The organism is Corynebacterium endometrii (assembly GCF_004795735.1).
Taxonomy (GTDB): domain Bacteria; phylum Actinomycetota; class Actinomycetes; order Mycobacteriales; family Mycobacteriaceae; genus Corynebacterium; species Corynebacterium endometrii.
Map to the genome: position 1 here is coordinate 1,917,291 of NZ_CP039247.1, position 20,381 is coordinate 1,937,671.

The following is a 20,381-nucleotide window of genomic DNA, read 5'->3' on the forward strand; positions in this document are numbered from 1 at the left end:
GAGCAAGCTAGAGCTTACTTGATGCCGGCAATCTTGATTACGGTCAGCGGCTGGCGGTGGCCCATGCGCTTCTTGTAACCAGTCTTGTTCTTGTACTTCAGGATATCGATCTTCGGGCCCTTAACGTGCTCGACGATCTCTGCAGAAACCTCAACCTTAGCGAGGTCATCAGCCTTGGACTTAACGTCTGCGCCATCGACGAGCAGAACCGGGGTGAGAGCCACGGAAGAACCTGGCTCACCCTCGATCTTCTCGACCTTGACGAGGTCACCTTCGGCAACCTTGTACTGCTTGCCGCCGGTCTTGACGATCGCGTACATAGGGCACCCCTTATCTAAACTCGACTCAGGGCGGAATAAAGCCCTGATTGGACAATTACTTTCTGCGTTCAGGCCACGCCTTACTGCGCCCGGACCGCCATGGTTGAGATGGATGCGACCATAGCAATCCAGCGCTGCGCACTTCTGGCCTAAACAGCGACTTTCAAAGACTACCCCGTAAGCACCTCAAAGTCCAAACCGGGTATGACGCGAGTTCCCGCGGGCGCTCGCGTCGCACCACTATTTGGAGCTTCGACGTGCTACACGGCGCCGGCCGCGGCCTCCTTTTGCGCCTTTAGCCTGGGCCTTATCCGCGGATTTAGCCTCGGGTTTTGACCCAGCGGGTGCGGATGACCGGGCGGCGGCCTTGGATACGGACTTCTTCACCGCACGCTTGCGTCCCCGGCGCGTCTTGACCACAACGGCCGAGTCTTCGCCGCCAGGTTGCTTACCGGGCACCTCTTCTGGCTCCTTGGACTCGACCCGCGCGGGCTTCCGCGCCGTGGTGCGGCGCACCGCGCGGCGGCGCCGCTTCGACGTCGCGGCGACAGCCTCGGCCGGCCTGGAGCCCTGGTTTTCCACCCCGGCACCCCGGCCGGCATCCGGCGCGGATTCCGGTTCAGGCTCGTGCGCCGGCTCCTGCGGCTTGTCCTCGAAGTCCTCCGGGCGCGGGCGGTGATCGGAGCGGGAGTTACCACGGGTCTTGCGCTTGCGGCGAGGCGACCTCTCAAACTCCTCCACCGCTTCCTCGTAGCTTCGAGCGGAGGCCTGGGAGGAATCGGCCTGAGCCGTTTCCTCTTCGTCCGGAACGTAGGAGGTGAACTCCTCGACGTCATCGGCCCGCTCGGCGTTCTCGGATGCGGCGGTAGCGATGTCCACGATCTCCTCTGCCGACCCCTTGCGGCCACCACGGGAACCGCGGCGGCGGCGCTTGCGGGTGCCGGAGTTGACCTCTTCCCGTTCTTCGTCCCGTTCCTCAACCAGGACGGAGGCGGCGAGATCCTCGATGGAGGTGGCATCTTCCGTCAAGGTGGCGTCCTCGGCGGGGGCGGCGTCGGAAGAGTCGGCGGCGTCCTGCGCGTCCTCATGGCGGTGCATGGCAACGGCGGCCGGATGACGGGCCGGATCCTGATTACTCTTGCGGCGCGGGCGGCGCTTCTTCTTGCCGTCATCCTCATCGTGATCCTCAACCGGATCCTGGTGCAGGATGATGCCGCGGCCGTTGCAGCACTCGCACTCGGTAGCAAACGTCTCCACCAGGCCCGTGCCCAGGCGTTTTCGAGTCATCTGAACCAGGCCGAGGGACGTGACCTCAGAGACCTGATGGCGCGTACGGTCGCGGCCCAAGGCCTCCTTGAGGCGGCGCAGGACCAGTTCCTGATTCTCCGGGAGCACCATGTCGATGAAGTCCACGACGATCATGCCGCCCAAATCCCGCAGGCGCATCTGGCGGACGATCTCCTCGGCCGCCTCCAGGTTGTTGCGGGTCACGGTCTCTTCGAGGTTTCCGCCGGAGCCGGTGAACTTGCCGGTGTTGACGTCGATGACGGTCATTGCCTCGGTGCGGTCGATCACCAACGTACCGCCGGAGGGCAGCCAGACCTTGCGGGACAAAGCCTTTTGAATCTGCTCATCGATGCGGTACATCTCAAACGCGTCCTGACCGTCATGGTCATTGCGGTTGTATTTTTCCACGCGATCGGCCAGATCAGGCGCCACGGACTCAACATAGGCCGCGACCTTGTTGTACGGGCGGTGGCCGTCCACGATCAGCTTGCTGAAGTCCTCATTGAACAGATCGCGGACCACCTTGACCAGCATGTTTGGCTCTTCATACATGGTCACCGGTTTAGCGCCCTTGGAATTCTTCTCCTTCTCCGCGCGGGACATGATGTCCTCCCACAGATCATGGAGGCGGTGCACGTCCGCCGCGATGGCTTCCTCCGGCACGTTTTCCGCCGCGGTGCGGATGATGGCACCGCCCTTACCGGGCACGACGCGCTCCAGGATTTCCTTGAGTCGCTTGCGCTCAGGGGCCGGCAGTTTGCGGGAAATACCGGCGCTGCGGCCGCCCGGCACGTAGACCAGGTAGCGACCGGCCAGGGAAATCTGGGTGGTCAACCGCGCGCCCTTATGCCCGATTGGGTCCTTGGCCACCTGAACCAGCACCTGGTCGCCGGACTTGAGCGCCTGCTCAATGCGGCGGGAACGCCCGCCCAGTCCCGTGGAACGCCAATCCACCTCACCGGCGTAGAGCACGCCGTTGCGGCCCAGCCCGATGTCAATGAACGCCGCCTCCATGGAGGGCAAAACGTTTTGGACGCGCCCCAAGTAGATGTTGCCGATCAAGGAGGCCTGCGCCTCCGAGGTCACGAAGTGCTCCACCAGCAGGCCGTCTTCAAGCACGCCCACCTGCGTCACCGTTCCCGGATGATCCGCGCGGTCACGCTCACGCACAACCATGGTGCGCTCGACGGATTCGCGGCGGGCGAGAAACTCCGCCTGGGAGACGATGTGGCGGCGCTCGCGGCCCTTCTCGCGCAGCTCTGCCCGGCGGCGGCGCTGCGCCTCGATGCGGGTCGAACCGCGGATCGCGCGCGGCTCATCAATGATCTCGACCTCATCATGGTCACCATGGCCCGAGGGGCGAGTATCGCGATCCTGGCGGCCCCGGCCGCGGGAGGTGCCGCGGCGCCCGCGACGCCTGGAACCGGACCTTTCATCCTGATCCTCGCGGTTGTCCTCGCGCTCATCCTCGCGGCGCTCGGCGTCCTTCGCCTGACGCTCCGCCCGCGCCGGCGAGACGCGCGGCTCCGTGGCGGTTGGCGCCATGAAGATCGGCGCGAATTCATACACCTCGGGTTCGTCATCCGGCATTGGGGTCAGCAACGGGGTGCCGTACTCGTCATCGAAGTCATCCTCAGATTCCTCGATCGCCTCGCGCAGCAGTTCCGGATCCACCGTGCCGATGTCGAGGCCGTAATCGTGCTCGTAGCCCGGATCCGGCTCCCCGGCGGGATCCTGCTCGCCGCCGGCGGAAGTCTCCGCCTCAAGCTCGGCCAGCTCGGCTTCAACCTTGTCCTCGATCTGGGAAATCTCATTGTCAACGTTCTTGCGGACCCGGTAGCGCAGCTTTTCCTCCGCGTCACTCTCGCCATCCGCGGGGCCGGTTGCCGCGTCCGTGTTCGGCGCGGACTCCTCAGCGGGGGCGGACTTGCGTACTGCCCGCTTGACCGCGCGCTTGGCCTTACCGCGCGGCTTCTTCTTTTCCTCCGCCTGGGCCACGCCGGCTTGCTCCTCCTCGGACGCGCCAGCATCGTCTTCCCGCTCGGACGCCTCCGCCGCCTTAGCGGCCTTTTTGGGGCCCTTCTTGGCAGGCTTGCGGGTGGCCCGCTTTTCCGGCGCGCCCTCTGGGGCTTCCGGATCTGCGCCGTTTATTTGAGCGATGGCCGCGTTGATCTCGTCATGGGTCAGGCCGGCCTGGACGTTTTTCTTGATTCCCATCTCGGCAAAGGCCTTGACCAGGACCTTGGATTCGATGCCGAGCTTCTTCGCCACGATGTACAGGCGGGTCTTTTCAGCCAGGCTGGAAACGTCAAACTTTTCCAGTTGTAGTTCAGTTTTCTTTTCGGTGCGTGCAGCCACTGGCTACTCCCTCTAGTTATCAGGCGTCATCCCCGGGCGCAGACGCGTCCTCCCCGCCGCCGAGGCTGGGGTCCGCGCCGCCGCCGCACAAGGGCGCCAAAAGCGTAAATATGTGTTTCCGATATGCGGTTGTTGTCCGTGCGCCAGCGAACATCCCGTTCGCAGGTACATTGCGCACTCCACCTCATTGTTCCACACTTCCGGGCTTAGGGTCGCTTTTGCTCCCGCTGGCGCGGTTAAACCCACGGGGATAGAGGGCCCGTGGCACGCAAAAAGCCTGAGCCGGCTAAGACTCAGGCTTTTGTTCATCGGGCACCTAACGGGACTGCGCGCGCAATCCCCGCACGGGGTGGCCCTTACAGGTTAGGGAACCAGATGCCAATCTCACGCTCTGCGGACTCTGGGGAGTCGGAGCCGTGCACTACGTTCTCGGCAACGGAAAGGGCGAAGTCACCACGGATGGTGCCAGGGGTCGCCTTGGACACTGGGTCAGTGCCTCCGGCCAGCTGGCGCCAGGCCTCGATAGCGCGCTCACCCTCGACCACGCCAGCAACCAGCGGCGCGGAGGTGATGAAGTCAACCAGCTCGCCGAAGAATGGCTTGTCAGCGTGCTCGGCGTAGTGCTTCTCGGCGGTCTCGCGGTCAGCGACGCGCAGATCCATGGCAACGAGCTTGAGGCCCTTGCGCTCGATCCGGGAGATTACATCGCCAATGTGGCCGTTCTTAACGCCGTCAGGCTTGATCAGAATCAGTGTACGTTCAGTCATGGCTCATATCGTACCTTATGGCCCCTCCCCCAGCCGGACCATGGGTAGTTTTTGGCATCATCCACTACAGGTAGATTGGGGCGGTGCGTTATTCCCGTCCGCTTGCCGCTTCCGCTCTGCTTTTAGGAGCCGCCTTCCTGGGGCTCGGCGTCCACGCCTCCCCCACGCCGCCGCAATCGATCGTGGTGGGCGTGGGGGCGGATGAAACGCAACGCACGGTGACGTGGCTGTCCTCGATGCGCACCGGCGCGGTGAAGGTCGATGGAAAAGTGGTGCCGGCGGAAAGCCGCCGAACCCAGGTGGGCCTGTTTACCCACACCGCCACCTTCCCTATCACCCCGGGCACCCACGTCAGCTACAGCGTCGGCGCCGGCGGCAACTGGAGCGCCCCGCGGCGCCTGGAAGCGCCCGCCTCGTCCGAGTCCTTCTCCTTCGCCTTCCTCGGCGACCCCCAAGTGGGCGTGCGTTCCATTGAGGAAGATTCCGCGGGATGGCGCGCGGCCACCGATGCCGCTACCGCGAAAGATGTGGATTTCCTGATTAGCGGCGGCGACCAGGTGCAGCAGGGAATCCGGCCGCATTACCGGGGATTTTTCGCCAATGAGGCCCTGCGCACGCACGCCTGGGCGGTGGCCAATGGCAATCATGACAACCGCAACCGGGCGGCCTTCGTCCAGCGCTTTGGCCGCGCCGAGCGCCACTGGGCCTTCGAATGGAAGGGCGTGAAATTCTTGATGCTCGATGGCAATGAGCCAGAAACCATCGCGGATTTCCTGCGTGGCCAGCGGCCGGGGGCATGGACCATTGCCGTCATCCATCAGCCGCCGTACACGCAGGGCAAGCTCAACGCCACGGCGGAATACATCCGTGACAACCTGACGGGCGCCTTCGCCGATTCCGGCATTGACCTGGTCTTAAGCGGGCACAACCACAGCTACACGCGCAGCCATCCCATCGAGGGCGTGACGTACGTGGCGGCCAATTCCTCGAGCGGTTCAAAGTTTTACGAGTTAGACGGGCCGGTCAAGGGCACCACGGCGGCGTGGAATCAGGACTTCACGCCGGATTTCACCGTGGTGCGCGTCGAGGAAGATCGGCTTAGCGTGAGTAGCCGCAACGTGGGCAACAAAAAAGTGGTTGATGAGTTCACCATCAACCACTAGGTGCCCTACTGGCCCGCCTCTAGGTGCTGGGTAGTCAGCAGGCCGCGGCGCATGCGCTCAATCATGTTGGAACGCAGGTGCAGGGCGAAGAACCAGATGCCGATGTAGATAAGCACCATCGCCGCCAGAGACCAATGAACGAAGAATCCCACCACCAGGCCCACGAGCTGGATCGCCAGGGTGACAGGAAAGAACCATGGCTTTTTCACAAACGCCGGCAGGATGAAGTGGATTAGGCCCAGCACCGTGATAAAGCCCCAGTTGAACGGGGTCCACAGCGCGCCGCCCTCAACCTTAAGCACCACCAGCAGCGCCAGCAGGAGGGAGATTCCCTCAAGGATCAGCACGCCAGAGACCATTCCGTTAAGTCCCTTGAACGGGTCCTTGACCGGTTTATGGCCTAGTCCCAGCGGCCCAATCTCCTCCTCCGGGACCGGCCTGTGGGCGGGGTCTGGCTTGGTCATGCGGGTTCCTTTCCAAACATGGCGCGTGCTTCTCCGGCGGTAACCACCGAACCAGTGATCACGATACCCGAGCCGGATTGAATTTCGGCATCCTCCGCAAGCTCCACCGCGCGGGCGTAGGCGGACGGCAGGTTCTCCTCCACGTAGACGCGCTCCTCGCCGAAGATCGAGCGGGCCAGTTCGGCCAGCTCGTACGCGTCCATGGCGCGCGGGGACCGCGATTGGGTGATGACTACCTCGCTGAGGTACGGCTCCAGTTTCTCCAACACGCCGCCCGCGTCCTTGTCCCCGAAGATGCCCACCACCCCGATGAGGCGGGAGAAATCAAAGTCTCGGGTCAGCGCGGCCCCCAGCGCCTTGGCACCATGCGGGTTGTGGCAGGCGTCGATGAACGTGGTGGGTGACGTGCGCACGCGCTCCAAACGGCCCGGGGATACCGCGCGGGCAAAGCCGGTGCGCACATTCGCCTCGTCGAGCGCATGGCCCGGGGCCGCGCCGAAGAAGGCCTCCACCGCGGCCAGGGCCACCGCGGCGTTTTTAGCCTGGTGTTCGCCGTGCAGGGGCAGGAAAATATCGTTGTAAGTCCCGGACAGGCCCTGGATGGTGAGCTGCTGGCCCCCCACCGCGATGCGGCTTTCCGTGGTGCCGAATTCCACACCGGAGCGCGCCACCGCGGCGCCGACGTCCACGGAGCGCTGCAAAATAATATTCATCGCCTCCGGCTCCTGCTCCGCGACGATGGCGATGCTTTCCCGGTTGGCCACGAAATCATCGGAGTCCGGCTCCGGCAAAGGCTTTATGATGCCGGCCTTCTCCGTAGCGATCTCGGCGAGCGTATCGCCCAGGTACTCCGTGTGGTCGAGGCCGATGGGCATGATGACGGACACGTCGGAGTCGATGACGTTCGTGGCGTCCCAGGTGCCGCCCATGCCCACTTCGACCACGGCGACCTCGACGGGGGCGTCGGCAAAGGCGGCGTAGGCAAGGCCCACCAGGACCTCAAACTTGGACATCCGCGGGCCGCCCTTTTCTACCGACGCCGCGTCCACCATCTCCACGAAAGGCTTGATTTCCTCCCAGATCCGCACGTAATCGCGCGGGTGAATGGGTTTGCCGTCAATGCCAATTCGTTCAGTCACCAGCTGCAGGTGGGGGCTGGTCACAAGGCCCACGCGGCGGTGGAAGGCGCGCAGCAGGGAGTCGATCATGCGCGAGGTGGAGCTTTTGCCGTTCGTCCCCGCCACATGGATGGTCTTGAAGGACTTTTCCGGGTTGCTCAGAAGGTCCATGAGCATCTGGATGCGCTCTAGGGAGGGCTCAATTTTGGTCTCCGGCCAGCGTTCATCGAGCTCCGCTTCCACGCGAGCCAGGGCGGCCAGCTCCTCTTGGGTCGCTTCCTCGGGGGGCGCGTCCTCATACTCCTCCGGCGCCCCGGTGCCTAGGTTGAGAGTGAGCCCTGACTCGGTGATTTCCACCGGGCCGCCGTCGGTGCCTTCGGCCAGGGCGTCGACTACCTCGTACTCCTCGTCGCTTTTGCCGCGGCCCACTACTTCAGCCCCTCCAGGCGGGCGGTGATCCGCTCCACCTCTTCCTGCGCCACGGCCTGGCGGGCGCGGATCTTGTCCACCACGGCCTCGGGGGCCTTGGACAAAAACGCCTCATTGGAAAGCTTCGCGCCGGTCTGCTCCAGCTCCTTATTGGCCTTGGCCAGGTCCTTTTCCAGGCGCTTGCGCTCGGCCGCCACATCCACGGCACCCGAGGTATCTAGGGCTACCTCGACGGTGGCCTGGGACAGGCGAACCTCGACGGTCGCGGATGCGGTGAAATCATCGCCCAGGGCGGTGATATTGGCCAGGTTGCGAACCAGGGTCTCCTGCCCCGCCAGATCGGCGGCGGCGAAGTCCAGGCGGCCGGGAACCTTCTGGGATGGCTTGACGCCCTGGTCGGCGCGGAAGCGGCGCAGCTCCGTGATGAGCTTGTTCGCGTCATCGATGCGGCGGGCCGCGACCTCATCCTTGGCTTCTCCCCCGTTGGTGTCCTCGGCGGTTGGCCATGGGGCGGTCACGATGGTCTCACCGCCGGTCAGGGCCTTCCACAGCACCTCCGTCACGAACGGCATGGTGGGATGCAGCAGGCGCAGCACAACGTCTAGCACGCGGCCGAGTACCACCTTGGTGTTTTCACCGGTGGCGCGCTCCTGCTCCGTTGCGGCCTCTGCATCGCGTGGAATCTGGGTCTTGGTGATCTCCAGGTACCAGTCGCACAGCTCATCCCAGATGAAGTGGTAGAGCAGCTCATTGGCCTTGGCGAACTGGTAGCGGTCCAGGTAATCATCCACCGCGACGCGCACCTCTTCGAGGCGGTCCAGGATCCAGCGGTCCGCGTCCGTCAGCGCATCACGCGCGGGCAGCTGGGCCACCTCGGCGCCGTTCATCAGCGCGAATTTAGACGCGTTGAACAGCTTGGTGGCAAAATTGCGGGACGCGGCGGCCGCGTCGTTGCCCAGCGGCAGGTCGACGCCGGGGTTCGCGCCGCGGGCCAGGGTAAAGCGCAGCGCGTCCGCACCGTAGTCGCGCACCCAGTCCATGGGATCAATTCCGTTGCCCAGGGACTTGGACATCTTGCGGCCGTGCTCGTCGCGGACGAGGCCGTGCAGGTAGAGATCTGTGAACGGGATCTGTGGGCGTCCGTCCGGGCCAGCACCGAGGATCTCGGGGGTCTGGGTGGAGGCGAACGTGCCGAACATCATCATGCGGGCGACCCAGAAGAACAAGATGTCATACGCGGTCACCAGGACGTTGGTTGGGTACCACTTTTCCAGGTCCGGGGTCTTCTCGGGCCAGCCAAGGGTGGAAAATGGCCACAGCGCGGAGCTAAACCAGGTGTCCAATACGTCCGGATCCTGCTCGTAGCCCTCCGGCGCGGTCTCATCGGGGCCCACGCAGATAATGTCACGCTCAATCTCCCCGGACGCATTCTTGCGTTCCGGGCCGTACCAGATGGGGATGCGGTGGCCCCACCACAGCTGGCGGGAGATGCACCAGTCATGCATGTCATCGACCCACTCGAAGTAGCGCGGCTCCAGGGCGGTTGGGTGGATGGTGGTATCCCCCTCGCGGACGGCCTCACCGGACATGCGAGCCATCTCGGCGACCTTGACAAACCACTGCTTGGACAGGCGGGGCTCGATGGCCTCACCGGAGCGCTCCGAATGGCCCACCGAGTGGACATACGGGCGAATCTCCTTAACAATGCGGCCCTGCTCGGCCAGCGCCTCGCGCACGGCCACGCGGGCCTCCTCGCGGGTCAGGCCATCGAACTGGGTGCCGGTATTCGCGATGTGGCCCGTGGTGTCCATGACCGTAGGCATGTCCAGGCCGTGGCGCTGGCCCATGGCGTAGTCATTAGGATCATGCGCCGGGGTGATCTTCACCGCGCCGGTGCCAAACTCTGGATCCACGTAATCATCCGCAATGACCTTGAGCTTGAGGTCATCGCGGAACGGGTGGGCAAACTCGGTGCCAACCAGGTGGGAGTAGCGCTCATCATCCGGATGCACCGCGATGGCCACGTCACCCAGCATGGTCTCCACGCGGGTCGTGGCCACGATGAGGTGCGGCTCATCGTCGTTGAGGGAGCCGTAGCGGATGGAAACCAGCTCGCCCTCAACGTCTTTGTAAATGACCTCGATGTCAGAAACCGCGGTCTCCAGCACCGGGGACCAGTTGACCAGGCGGTTGGCCTGATAAATCATGCCCTTGTCGTAAAGCATCTTGAAGATGGTCTGCACCGCGCGCGACAGACCGTCATCGAGGGTAAAGCGCTCGCGGGACCAGTCCACGGAGTCACCAATGGCGCGCATCTGGTTCTGGATGGTGCCGCCGAACTCCTCCTTCCACTCCCAGACCTTGTCAATAAACTCCTCGCGGTCATAATCCCAGCGGGATTTGCCCTCGGTCTCCTTGAGCTTGGCCTCCACCTTGGTCTGGGTGGCGATGCCCGCGTGGTCCGCGCCCGGCAGCCACAGCGTGGCGTAGCCCTGCATGCGCTTGCGGCGGATGATGGAATCGATAAGGGTGTGGTCCAGCGCATGGCCCATATGCAGCTGGCCGGTCACGTTCGGCGGCGGCAGCATGATGGAAAACGGCTTGGCCTCGCTGGAAGCGTCCGGCGTGAAATACCCGGCGTTAACCCAGCCCTCATACAGTTCTTGTTCTACGGCCTGGGGTTCCCAGGACTTAGGCAGTTTATCGGCGCGGTTGGTTTCTTTGTTTAGCTCAGTCACCCGGCCAATTCTACCTGGCACGTCAAACGCCCCGCGCTTGGCGGAAAAACGCGGGGCGTTGGCCGTTTACTTCAGCAGGTCAGCCACCGCCGCGCGCTCATCGCGCAGCTCCTGGACGGAGGCTTCGATGCGCTCTTTCTGCGCCTCGGTGAGCTCGAGGCCGTGGACTATCTCCCAGGTGCCGTCCTTGGCGATGGTCGGCAGGCCGGCGATAAGCCCTTCGTCGATGCCGTAGGAGCCGTCGGAAGGGATGGCGGCCGTGCGCCACTGGCCATCGGAGCCGTGGATCCAATCGTGCATGTGGTCCACCGCAGCGGATGCCGCCGACGCCGCCGAGGACTTGCCGCGCACCTCAATAATCTCCGCGCCGCGGTTAGCCACGGTAGGGATGAAGTCCTCCGCGTACCACCGGTCATCGATCAGGTCCGCTACCGGCCGGCCGTCAACCTCGGCGAAGGCCACGTCGGGGAACTGGGACGCGGAGTGGTTGCCCCACACCACGAACCGGGTGAACTCATCCGTGTTGTGGCCGGTCTTGCCAGCCAGCTGGGCCAGCGCGCGGTTGTGATCCAGGCGCATCATGCCGTTGAACTGGCTTGGATTAAGATCGGGCGCGTTGTTTGCGGCGATCAGCGCGTTGGTGTTCGCGGGGTTGCCCACGACCAGCACACGCACATCCCTGGCCGCATAATCATTAATCGCCCTACCCTGCTCAGTGAAGATCTTGGCGTTAGCGTTCAGCAGGTCCGCGCGCTCCATCCCCTTGGTGCGCGGCATGGCGCCCACGAGGAACGCCGCCTTGGTGCCATCAAAGGCCTCCTTCGGATCCGCTGTGACCGTAATCTTGCGCACCAGCGGGAACGCGGAGTCAAGCAGCTCCATGGCCACACCCTTGGCGCCGTCCAGCGCCGACTCGATCTCCAGCAGGGCCAGCTCAACCGGCTGGTCCTTGCCGTAGACATCGCCGTTGGCGATGCGCCACAGCAGGGAATACGCGATGTTGCCGGCGGCTCCGGTGACGGTGATCTTGACTGGGTTAGCGGCGGTCATATGGATTATGCCTTTCCGTAAAAGAAGAATGAAGTTCCTCCCCCAGCCTAGACCTCCGGAGTTTTTCGCGCATCGGCGGAAAACGGGCGGATTGACCAGCGCCGCGGCACCCCAATACGGAGGTAACACCGGAATCCCTACCCCCGAATATGTTGGGCTTTTGCGCTAATCGCCACCGATTTTCAGCGAGGTTTGACCACCGCGACGGGATTTGGGGCACGATAGATACCAGGCGTGCGCTAGCACCCTTAAAGAGAAATAAGTTTGACCAATAACTTTACCCTTATGCTTTCTCAACCACGGCTGGAGGCTCCGATGACCGTCGATGACCACACCACTTCACCTGACGCCGGTAATGCGCCCGGTGCAGGCGAAACGGTGACGGCCGAGAAGGTGATCGAAATCGGCATCCAACAGTTCGCAGACCATGGATTCGCGGAGACCAAATTGGATAACATCTCCCGGATTTCCGGCATGTCTAAGCGGATGATCCACTACCACTTCGGCGACAAGCGGGGGCTGTACGTGCGCTGCTTGGGGGCCGCAGCCGAAAGGCTAACTCCCCCCGAAGAGGCCCTCCATATTGATTCCAACGTGCCCATTGAGGGGATGCGCAGGCTCGTGGACGTCTTATACTTCCTCCACGTGGAAAACCCCGACTGCGTGCGCCTGATGGCCATGGAATCGGCCACCAACGTCATAGACGCCGGCGAGGTCCCCGCCGTGGCCGATTTGTCCGGCATGGCCCTGCACATCTCCAAGCTGCTGATGCTGGGCCAGGATGCCGGCGCCTTCCGCCCCGGCATCTCCGCCAATGACCTCTTTATCCTCATCTCCGCGCTGGCCTCCCACCGGGTGACGAACAAATCCATGCTGGCCAACCTGCTGGGCGTTGACATGGACACCAAGGACAACACGCTAGGCCTGCACCGCATGACGGTGGACACCATCCTCGCCTTCCTGACGGCCAACATCCCTGACATCGGTTTCGAGTCCTATCTCACCGCCCGCCCACTTCCCGAGGAAGAAAACGCCGTAACGGACATCTACGGCTAAACGCAAATGCACCGAGCCCGCGCCTTTAAAGGCACGGGCTTTTTTAGTTGAAGGCGCGGGTTCTACGCGGACTCGGCCTGCCGCTCGACGAATACGTACTGCGGCTCCTCCTCACCGCGCACACACGCGGCCGAGATGACCACGCCCGAAATATCCTCACGGTCCGGCAGGTCATACATGATGGGAACGAGCAGCTCCTCCATGATGGCGCGCAGGCCGCGGGCACCGGTCTTGCGCTCGAGTGCCAGGTCAGCAATCTCCTCCAGGGCCTCCGCCTCGATGTTGAGCTCGGCGCCGTCCATTTCAAAAAGGCGCTGGTACTGCTTGACCAGCGAGTTCTTCGGCTCGGTCAACACCCGCACCAGGGACTCCTGGTCCAGGTTGTCCACGGTCGCGACTACCGGAAGGCGGCCGATGAACTCAGGGATGAGGCCAAACTTCACCAAATCCTCCGGGCGGACCTGCTCAAACAGGTCCATGCGCTCGCGCTCTTCCTGGGTATCGAGCTTAGAGCCGAATCCCACGCCCTTTTTACCCACGCGTTCGGCGATGACCTTATCCAGCCCCGCAAACGCGCCGGCCACGATGAACAGGATGTTGGAGGTATCGAGCTGAATGAATTCCTGATTGGGGTGCTTGCGCCCACCCTGGGGCGGAATGGCGGCAACCGTTCCTTCCAATATCTTCAGCAAGGCCTGCTGCACGCCCTCACCGGATACGTCACGGGTGATGGATGGGTTATCCGATTTGCGGGAAATCTTGTCCACCTCATCCACATAGATGATTCCGCGCTGGGCGCGCTCAGTATCGAACTCGGCGGCCTGCAGGAGCTTGAGCAGGATATTTTCCACGTCCTCACCCACGTAGCCAGCCTCGGTCAGCGAGGTGGCGTCGGCGATGGCGAAAGGCACATCCAGCATGCGGGCCAGCGTCTGCGCGAGGTAGGTCTTGCCGGAACCGGTGGGGCCGAGCAGCAGGATATTGGACTTGGCAATCTCCACCTCCTCCTCGGGGTCACGCTTGCGCATCCCCTTGGCCGCCTCCTCAGCCTTGATGCGCTTGTAGTGGTTGTAGACAGCTACGGACAACACGCGCTTGGCCGAGTCCTGGCCGATGACGTACTTATCCAGGAACGCGGAAATCTCCGATGGGCGCGGGAGGCGTACCTCCTTTTCCTCACCTTCAGCTGCCTGAGCCGCACCTAGCTCTTCTTCAATGATTTCATTGCAGAGCTCAATGCACTCATCACAGATGTACACACCGCCGCCGGCGATGAGCTTCCTCACCTGCTTCTGGGACTTGCCACAGAAGGAACACTTGAGGAGATCAGCGCTTTCTTGCATAGGGGCTTGTTTACTCTCTATCTAGGTGGACGGGAAATACCGCGTAACTATCGCCCGCCTGGCGGGCCCGCGGCAATGCTAACCACCATAGTAAACCAACCGGACTACCCTTCCATTCCCCAGCTCCCGCGTGGCGAACAGGGGAGCGAAAAGTCCTTGGGATGAATTAAAATCCCCCAATTCTACGAAATAGACAAAGCGGTACAGTAGCTTGTTCCCTACGCATGTAGGCGCCCCGGGTCCGTGGATCCCGGGCAGGTAGCCCGTTACGGAAACGGCAGAAGGATTTAATCAACCCCATGGATATTCGCGAACTCATCGATTCCTCACGGATGACCGGCTTCCAGTGGTTCATCATTGCCATCGCCTTGTTCATCAACGCCCTGGATGGCTACGACATGGTGGCCATGGCGTTTGCCTCCACCGCCGTGACCGAGCAGTTTGCCCTCACCGGCGGCCAGCTGGGTTGGCTGTTATCCTCGGCGCTCATCGGCATCGGCTTGGGCTCCCTATTCTTGGCGCCGCTGGCGGATCGCTTCGGCCGACGCCTCCTTATCACCCTATCCCTCTCCATCGACCTGGCGGGCCTCGTGCTGACCGCGTTGGCGCCCTCCTTTGGGGTGCTGCTGGCGTCCAGGGCGCTGACCGGCGTGGGCGTGGGCGGCATCCTGGCCGGCATTACCGTGTTGGTCTCTGAGTACTCCAACCTCCGCTTCCGCGGCTTGGCCATGGCCATCTACGCCTGCGGCTACGGCCTGGGTGCGTCCCTGTGCGGCGTGGTCGCCGGCCGCTACATTCCAACGCAGGGCTGGGAGATAATTTTCTGGGTCGGCGCCGCGCTGTCCGCGCTCGCCTTGGTTTTGACCATAGCGTTTATCCCGGAATCCCCGGACTTCCTGGCCACCCGCGGCCGCCTCGACAAGGTCAGGGCGGTGGCCGCCCGCCTGGGCCACGGCGCCGACGTGCACGTCGCCCCGCGCAACCACGCCGCTCAGGGCTCCTTCAAGGACCTTTTAGCACCGCAGTTCCGCGCAACGACCATCAAGATCTGGATTGGTTTTACCCTGGTCATGTTCGCTTTCACCTTCGCCAACCAATGGACGCCGCAGCTTTTGACCGAGGCCGGCCTCACCGCCGAGCAGGGCATCCTCGGCGGCATCATGCTCTCCTTTGGCGGGACCATCGGGGCGATTGTCTTCGGCGTTATCTCCACCAAGATCGACTCCCGCCCGCTGCTGGTGGCCTTCTCCCTGGCGTCCGCGCTTGTCCTCGTGGGCTTCTTCCTGGCCGCCTCTACCCCGTCCCTAATGTTCACCTTGGGCGTGGCCGTGGGACTCTTTCTCAACGCCTGCGTTTCCGGCCTCTACACCGTTACCCCGGAGGCCTACCCGTCCGCCATCCGCACCACCGGCGTGGGGACCACCCTGGCCGTGGGCCGCGCGGGCGCCATACTCTCCCCCATCCTCGCCGGTTACCTGCTCGACGCCGGCTGGACCCCGGGCGCCCTCTACACCGGCGCCGCCGTGGCGGTCGCCCTGGCGGCCGTGGCCCTGATCGGGGTCAAGGCGTACTCCGCCGAGCCCACCGAACGCCAGCCGGTGGCCGCCTAAGATGCGAAAGCGTCCCGACCAGGTGGTTGGTCGGGGCGGTCTGCCGTGCGGCTTAACGGGCCTTTAGCCGTTGAGCTTACGGTAATCGAAAACGGTATCGATGATGCCGTACTCCACCGCCTCCTGGGCGGTGAGAATCTTGTCGCGGTCAGTATCGATGCGGATCTGCTCGGCGGAGCGTCCGGTGTGCTCAGCCAGGGTGTGCTCCATCAGGGAACGCATGCGCTCAATCTCCTTGGCCTGGATTTCCAGGTCAGAGACCTGGCCCTGGGTGCCCTGGGTGGCAGGCTGGTGAATGAGAACTCGGGAGTTTGGCAGCGCCGCGCGCTTACCCGGAGCGCCCGCAGCCAGCAGCACAGCCGCCGCGGATGCGGCCTGGCCAAGGCAGACGGTCTGCACGTCCGGGCGCACGTAACGCATGGTGTCATAAATGGCCATCAACGCGGTGAACGAGCCGCCCGGGGAGTTGATGTACATGGTGATGTCACGGTCCGGGTCCATGCCCTCAAGCACCAGCAACTGCGCCATGATGTCATTGGCGGAGGTGTCATCAACCTGGGTGCCCAGGAAGATGATGCGCTCTTCAAACAGCTTGGAGTATGGGTTGGTCTCCTTGGTGCCCTGTGCGGACTGCTCGATGAAGGAAGGCAGCACGTAGCGGGACTGCGGGGAAGCCGGGGCCTGCGAACCAGCCTGTGGGAAAGGCATCTGGAAATTAGACATTGGTGTGTTCTCCTTATCCCTTAGTTGCTAATAGGACCGTTAGTGGTCTCGATGACGTGGTCAACCAAGCCGTAATCCTTGGCCTCCTGCGCCGTGAACCAGCGGTCACGGTCGGAGTCCTTGGTAATTTGCTCGAACGTCTGGCCGGTGTGCTCGGCAATGAGCTGGGCCATCTCCCGCTTGGTGGCGGCAAACTGCTCCGCCTGGATGGCGATGTCCGCTGCGGTACCGCCCACGCCTGCGGAAGGCTGGTGCATCATGATGCGGGCGTGAGGCAGCGCGTAGCGCTTGCCCGGGGTTCCGCCGGAGAGCAGGAACTGGCCCATGGATGCCGCTAGGCCCATGCCGTAGGTGGCAATGTCACATGGGGAATACTTCATGGTGTCATAGATGGCCATGCCGGCGGTCACGGAGCCGCCCGGGGAGTTGATGTACAGGGAAATATCGCGAGTGGGATCCTCTGCGGACAGCAACAGGATCTGAGCGCACAGCTTGTTCGCGATTTCATCATCGACCTGCTGGCCGAGGAAAATAATGCGTTCGCGCAGGAGGCGCTCATAAACACTATCGCCGAGGTTCATTCCCGCGCTGGCGCCATTCATTGAAATCTTGTCAGACATAAAGAAGTCACTTTCTCCTTAGTCGTTATTTAACTCCCACCACAGTACCGGTCTTTGCCCGCTTTCTGGCAACTGTTCGCTAATAGCGTTGGATAACCCCAGTTGCGGTTACCCTCGAGTAGTGGACACCCGATTAGGACGGATACTGTGTCCGTCAGAGAGGATGTTCATTATGAGTCAAACACGCCGGAAGTACACCTCGGAGTATCGGGCGGAGGCAGCCAGGCTGGTCATTGAGACTGGTCGGCCGATTGCTCACGTTGCTGAGGAAATCGGAGTCAGCGCCGGTTTGCTGGGCAGGTGGGTCAAAAATGAGCGCGAACGCCAGGGAACCGTCGACGGGATGAGCGAGGCCGATCTACGTGCTGAGAACGCCAGGCTGCGCCGTGAGTTGGCTGAGGCTCGAATGGATAACGAGTTCTTGTCAAAAGCAACAGCCTTCTTCGCTGCGAAGCAACGACAGCGGAACGATTCGAACTAATGCAGCGGGAGAAGGCGAACTACAGCATCAAGCGCATGGCCAGGCTTTTGAAGGTATCTCGTTCTGGCTTCTATAAGTGGGTCTACAAGCAGCGGCAGCGCGATTGCGGCGAGGATAGGCGCCAGAACTACTTAGAGGCGCTGGACAAGCAGATTAAGAAGATTTGGGATGAATCAGATGAAGTCTACGGCTCACCACGGATCACTGCGGAACTAGCCGATTACGGCTTCTATCCTGACCGCAAAACGGTTGCCAAAAGGATGCGCCTGATGGGTATCGAAGGCATCTCGCCACGCAGGTTCGCTCCTGTCACGACCATCCAGTCCGAGCACGGGTCGAATCTTCCTGACCTGGTTAAGCGCCTGTTTGATGCTGGTGATATTAACCGGGTATGGCTATCGGATATTACCTATCTGCGCACCGGTGAAGGATGGTTGTACCTGTGCGTTATCCGCGATGGGCATTCCCGCCGGGTGCTGGGCTGGGCGATGGATTCTGCTCAGACAACGGACTTGGTGGAACGTGCACTGCGCATGGCGCACACGCTGCGCGGTGAAGTACCTGATGGTCTGGTGTTTCACGCTGACCGTGGGTGCCAGTTCACCAGCACACAGATGTGGCAGGTTTGTCAGGAACTAGGGATTTCCCAATCTGTGGGCCGTACAGGGGTGTGCTTTGATAACGCGATGAGCGAGTCGTTTTGGTCCACGCTCAAGACCGAGTTCTATGACCGGTCAACGTGGGTCACCAGGGACCAGGCATGCAAGGCGGTGGCCTATTGGATTGAAGTGGTCTACAACCGGCGGCGCCGACACTCGGCCATCGGGATGATCCCACCCGTTACCTTCGAAAACCAGACCACCCAAGAAAAGACCCCAACTACCGCGGCCAGTACTAAAGCCGCTTAACTACGTGTCCACGATTTGCGGGCAACCCCACAGTGGTAGCATCGGCCCCATGAGCGAGCTGGAACGGCGGGCGTTAAACCATGAGGTTGCACGGTTCACTAGGCGCAACGAATTAACGCTCAAAGAAATTTCCTCCGCCACGGTGCCCGCTTCGCTGGCGTGGGTTCTTGGCAGCAACGGGTTTGTGGTTGCCGCCGCCGCGGCGGGCGTAGCGGCCCTGGCGGCCGCCGGCTTTGTCCTGGCCACTAGGCGCCCGAAGATGATCACCGTCATTCAGGAGGATTGGCGAAGCACTGATTACAGCACGCTGCAAAAACTGGCGTACTTCTCCCCGATTCTCATCTTCCCCACCGCGGTAACCGCAGGCTGGGCGGACCTGGGGCTGGAGTTACCCGCCGCGTTGATGGTGATCCTTGCCGTGGTTGCGTGCATGGTATCACTGACCTTCTCCATCTACGGTCTAATCAGTTCCAACCGGCGCATGGGCAGGCGGCGGGCCAACGAGATCCTTCGGCATTCCTCCCTAGACGGGGTCACCGAGCCCGCGTTACGCGCCGCCACGGACCATTCGGGCATCGTCGCGGCGATGCTTGCTGTGGGAGCGGTTGACGAGTTGTGGATAACCAATAAGCGACTGTCCCGGCTGCTCGGCAAGAACGTCGAGGATTACATGGACCAACTGCTTGAGCTAGAGAGCACGGGCGTGGTGAAGATCCGCAAGATTGGGCTGCAGGTAAGTCCTCCCCATTGGACCATAACGCTCACAGCCGCCGGCGTACGCGTGCTAAAAGAACTCAACTACCGTTAGTTTTACGGAGTTATCCACAGGCCGGGCTCGGATGCTTGCCAGGGGTGAGTGCGTAGCTTTAGCGTTGGATTCATGAACTTGGACGAGTATTTCGCGCTCCGCGCCCGCGGCATCGAGCTTGTGCGCGCGGTGCGGGGCTCGTCCGTGCCAGAATTGCAAGCCCGCGGCGCGGCCGAGGGCGAAGCCCGCGATCTGGCCAACCTCCACGAGGTCTACTTTGGCAAGACCCCGTATACCGGACTGCAACGCACCGCCCGCGAGACCCACCACGGGGTGGCCGACCTTATACTCATCGAACGCTACGTTCGCCGCGTTAAATCGAAGTTGGACGCCTGGAAGTTGCGGGCGAAGCTGTGCAGGGCCGCTGCCCGGGACATTTCCCGGGTGGCCACGAGGGAGTTAAAGAAGCTCAATCCACCTAAGCCCGCCCGGGACGGCGTGCGCGTCACCCGCGGCAAGGACAAGTGGAAACTGGGGATTACCGGGCCGTCCCGCGCCATCGCCGAGGTATGGGAATGCCTCGACGGCACCCTCGAGAATTTCACCCAGCAATTCTTCAACTCGACCAGCCGCCCGGAAGTAACTACCAACGTAGTCATCACGCTGGACGAGCTGGATCAGATAGCCCGCGGCGACGGCGACGAGCTGGTCCTCAAGCTCTTCAATGGGGCCACGATGACCGGTGCGGAGTACGTGAACTCGCGACTGAGCAAAATCGGTTTCGCGGGGCTCTTCCACCCAATGATGGGGCCGGTCGATTGCTACCGGACTGAACGCTTCGCCAATGACAAGCAGCGCCGGCTGCTGTCCATGGAAAACCCCACGTGCGCGTGGCCCGGCTGCAGGCGCCCCGCCACGGAATGCCAGTTCCACCACATAGTGGCCTTTAAGCACGGCGGCTGTACCAATGTCTCCAACATGGTTCCGCTCTGCGCATTCCACAACGCTCGGAATGCGGATGATCCGTTCTGGGTCAACCGTTTCGGCCGCATGGACAGGATCACTGGCCGGACGGTATGGGTGCCGCCCTATCCCGGGCCGCCGGTGCCCACAGGAATATATGCCCAGGCTCCGCCGTTGGCGGGCCGGAGGTAGGCGTACGCGAAGCCAGTGAAGGCGCAGTGCCCCTGCGCCGCGT

At 62.6% G+C, this 20,381-nt stretch carries 16 protein-coding genes; 6 read left to right on the top strand and 10 right to left on the bottom strand.

Going from position 1 to position 20,381, the window contains the following annotated elements; genetic code table 11:
* Positions 1-14 precede the first annotated feature (14 nt).
* The 3 genes from rplU to ndk form a co-directional block, all read right to left on the bottom strand.
* On the bottom strand, positions 15-320 hold the full coding sequence (gene rplU, locus CENDO_RS08655; protein WP_136141672.1) for a 50S ribosomal protein L21: 306 nt from the start codon (positions 318-320) through the stop codon (positions 15-17).
* Positions 321-560: 240 nt separating this feature from the next.
* On the bottom strand, positions 561-3,965 hold the full coding sequence (locus tag CENDO_RS08660; RefSeq protein ID WP_136141673.1) for a translation initiation factor IF-2 N-terminal domain-containing protein: 3,405 nt from the start codon (positions 3,963-3,965) through the stop codon (positions 561-563).
* Between the two features lie 356 nt (positions 3,966-4,321).
* Positions 4,322-4,732: a nucleoside-diphosphate kinase gene (ndk, locus tag CENDO_RS08665; RefSeq protein WP_136141674.1), complete on the bottom strand. Its 411-nt coding sequence runs from the start codon at positions 4,730-4,732 to the stop codon at positions 4,322-4,324.
* Between the two features lie 83 nt (positions 4,733-4,815).
* Here ndk and CENDO_RS08670 point away from each other — a divergent pair, with 83 nt between their 5' ends.
* Positions 4,816-5,895 carry a purple acid phosphatase family protein gene (locus tag CENDO_RS08670; protein ID WP_136141675.1) on the top strand — a complete coding sequence of 360 codons (1,080 nt, stop codon included), beginning with the start codon at positions 4,816-4,818 and terminating at the stop codon, positions 5,893-5,895.
* A 5-nt stretch (positions 5,896-5,900) separates the two neighbouring features.
* Here CENDO_RS08670 and CENDO_RS08675 read toward each other — a convergent pair whose 3' ends face one another.
* The 4 genes from CENDO_RS08675 to CENDO_RS08690 form a co-directional block, all read right to left on the bottom strand.
* Positions 5,901-6,359 carry a DUF4233 domain-containing protein gene (locus tag CENDO_RS08675; RefSeq protein WP_136141676.1) on the bottom strand — a complete coding sequence of 153 codons (459 nt, stop codon included), beginning with the start codon at positions 6,357-6,359 and terminating at the stop codon, positions 5,901-5,903.
* The gene (gene folC, locus CENDO_RS08680; protein WP_136141677.1) at positions 6,356-7,906 is read right to left on the bottom strand and encodes a bifunctional tetrahydrofolate synthase/dihydrofolate synthase; all 1,551 of its coding nucleotides are present in this window, start codon (positions 7,904-7,906) and stop codon (positions 6,356-6,358) included. Before folC ends, CENDO_RS08675 begins: the two co-directional genes overlap by 4 nt.
* Positions 7,906-10,644, bottom strand: a complete 2,739-nt coding sequence (locus CENDO_RS08685; protein WP_136141678.1) for a valine--tRNA ligase — start codon at positions 10,642-10,644, stop codon at positions 7,906-7,908. Before CENDO_RS08685 ends, folC begins: the two co-directional genes overlap by 1 nt.
* A gap of 66 nt (positions 10,645-10,710) precedes the next feature.
* Positions 10,711-11,694, bottom strand: a complete 984-nt coding sequence (locus CENDO_RS08690; protein WP_136141679.1) for a malate dehydrogenase — start codon at positions 11,692-11,694, stop codon at positions 10,711-10,713.
* Between the two features lie 285 nt (positions 11,695-11,979).
* Between CENDO_RS08690 and CENDO_RS08695 the strand changes: the two genes are divergently transcribed.
* Positions 11,980-12,750: a TetR/AcrR family transcriptional regulator gene (locus tag CENDO_RS08695; protein ID WP_246014252.1), complete on the top strand. Its 771-nt coding sequence runs from the start codon at positions 11,980-11,982 to the stop codon at positions 12,748-12,750.
* A 62-nt stretch (positions 12,751-12,812) separates the two neighbouring features.
* Here CENDO_RS08695 and clpX read toward each other — a convergent pair whose 3' ends face one another.
* The gene (clpX, locus tag CENDO_RS08700) at positions 12,813-14,093 is read right to left on the bottom strand and encodes an ATP-dependent Clp protease ATP-binding subunit ClpX (protein WP_136141680.1); all 1,281 of its coding nucleotides are present in this window, start codon (positions 14,091-14,093) and stop codon (positions 12,813-12,815) included.
* A gap of 299 nt (positions 14,094-14,392) precedes the next feature.
* Between clpX and CENDO_RS08705 the strand changes: the two genes are divergently transcribed.
* On the top strand, positions 14,393-15,703 hold the full coding sequence (locus CENDO_RS08705) for an MFS transporter (RefSeq protein ID WP_136141681.1): 1,311 nt from the start codon (positions 14,393-14,395) through the stop codon (positions 15,701-15,703).
* A 63-nt stretch (positions 15,704-15,766) separates the two neighbouring features.
* Here the strand turns inward: CENDO_RS08705 and CENDO_RS08710 are convergent, their stop codons facing one another.
* Both CENDO_RS08710 and CENDO_RS08715 read right to left on the bottom strand, forming a co-directional pair.
* Entirely contained in the window at positions 15,767-16,411 is a 645-nt protein-coding gene (locus CENDO_RS08710) for an ATP-dependent Clp protease proteolytic subunit (protein ID WP_136142233.1), read from the bottom strand.
* 35 nt (positions 16,412-16,446) lie between these two features.
* Positions 16,447-17,046 carry an ATP-dependent Clp protease proteolytic subunit gene (locus CENDO_RS08715; RefSeq protein WP_136141682.1) on the bottom strand — a complete coding sequence of 200 codons (600 nt, stop codon included), beginning with the start codon at positions 17,044-17,046 and terminating at the stop codon, positions 16,447-16,449.
* A 163-nt stretch (positions 17,047-17,209) separates the two neighbouring features.
* On the opposite strand from CENDO_RS08715, the gene CENDO_RS08720 reads away from it, so the two are divergent.
* The 3 genes from CENDO_RS08720 to CENDO_RS08730 all read left to right on the top strand — a co-directional run bounded on the left by CENDO_RS08720 (position 17,210) and on the right by CENDO_RS08730 (position 20,338).
* Positions 17,210-18,435 (top strand): IS3 family transposase gene (locus tag CENDO_RS08720; RefSeq protein WP_136141683.1). Its coding sequence is split into 2 segments (ribosomal slippage): positions 17,210-17,471 and positions 17,471-18,435, totalling 1,227 coding nucleotides; the frame shifts between segments, so codons are not numbered across the junction.
* 49 nt (positions 18,436-18,484) lie between these two features.
* Positions 18,485-19,243 (top strand): hypothetical protein, encoded by a 759-nt coding sequence (locus CENDO_RS08725; protein WP_136141684.1) that lies wholly within the window; start codon positions 18,485-18,487, stop codon positions 19,241-19,243.
* Positions 19,244-19,315: 72 nt separating this feature from the next.
* A complete protein-coding gene (locus tag CENDO_RS08730; RefSeq protein ID WP_136141685.1) occupies positions 19,316-20,338 on the top strand; it encodes an HNH endonuclease signature motif containing protein in 1,023 nt (340 codons plus the stop codon).
* The last annotated feature ends 43 nt before the right edge of the window (positions 20,339-20,381 follow it).

Excerpts from the sequence above, each read along its gene's own strand:
- CENDO_RS08690 (WP_136141679.1), bottom strand. The coding sequence starts at position 11,694 with ATGACCGCCGCTAACCCAGTCAAGATCACCGTCACCGGAGCCGCCGGC.
- CENDO_RS08715 (WP_136141682.1), bottom strand. The coding sequence starts at position 17,046 with ATGTCTGACAAGATTTCAATGAATGGCGCCAGCGCGGGAATGAACCTC.
- CENDO_RS08725 (WP_136141684.1), top strand. The coding sequence starts at position 18,485 with ATGAGCGAGCTGGAACGGCGGGCGTTAAACCATGAGGTTGCACGGTTC.
- CENDO_RS08705 (WP_136141681.1), top strand. The coding sequence starts at position 14,393 with ATGGATATTCGCGAACTCATCGATTCCTCACGGATGACCGGCTTCCAG.
- CENDO_RS08730 (WP_136141685.1), top strand. The coding sequence starts at position 19,316 with ATGAACTTGGACGAGTATTTCGCGCTCCGCGCCCGCGGCATCGAGCTT.
- CENDO_RS08675 (WP_136141676.1), bottom strand. The coding sequence starts at position 6,359 with ATGACCAAGCCAGACCCCGCCCACAGGCCGGTCCCGGAGGAGGAGATT.
- CENDO_RS08710 (WP_136142233.1), bottom strand. The coding sequence starts at position 16,411 with ATGCCTTTCCCACAGGCTGGTTCGCAGGCCCCGGCTTCCCCGCAGTCC.
- CENDO_RS08695 (WP_246014252.1), top strand. The coding sequence starts at position 11,980 with ATGCTTTCTCAACCACGGCTGGAGGCTCCGATGACCGTCGATGACCAC.
- ndk (WP_136141674.1), bottom strand. The coding sequence starts at position 4,732 with ATGACTGAACGTACACTGATTCTGATCAAGCCTGACGGCGTTAAGAAC.
- rplU (WP_136141672.1), bottom strand. The coding sequence starts at position 320 with ATGTACGCGATCGTCAAGACCGGCGGCAAGCAGTACAAGGTTGCCGAA.
- clpX (WP_136141680.1), bottom strand. The coding sequence starts at position 14,093 with ATGCAAGAAAGCGCTGATCTCCTCAAGTGTTCCTTCTGTGGCAAGTCC.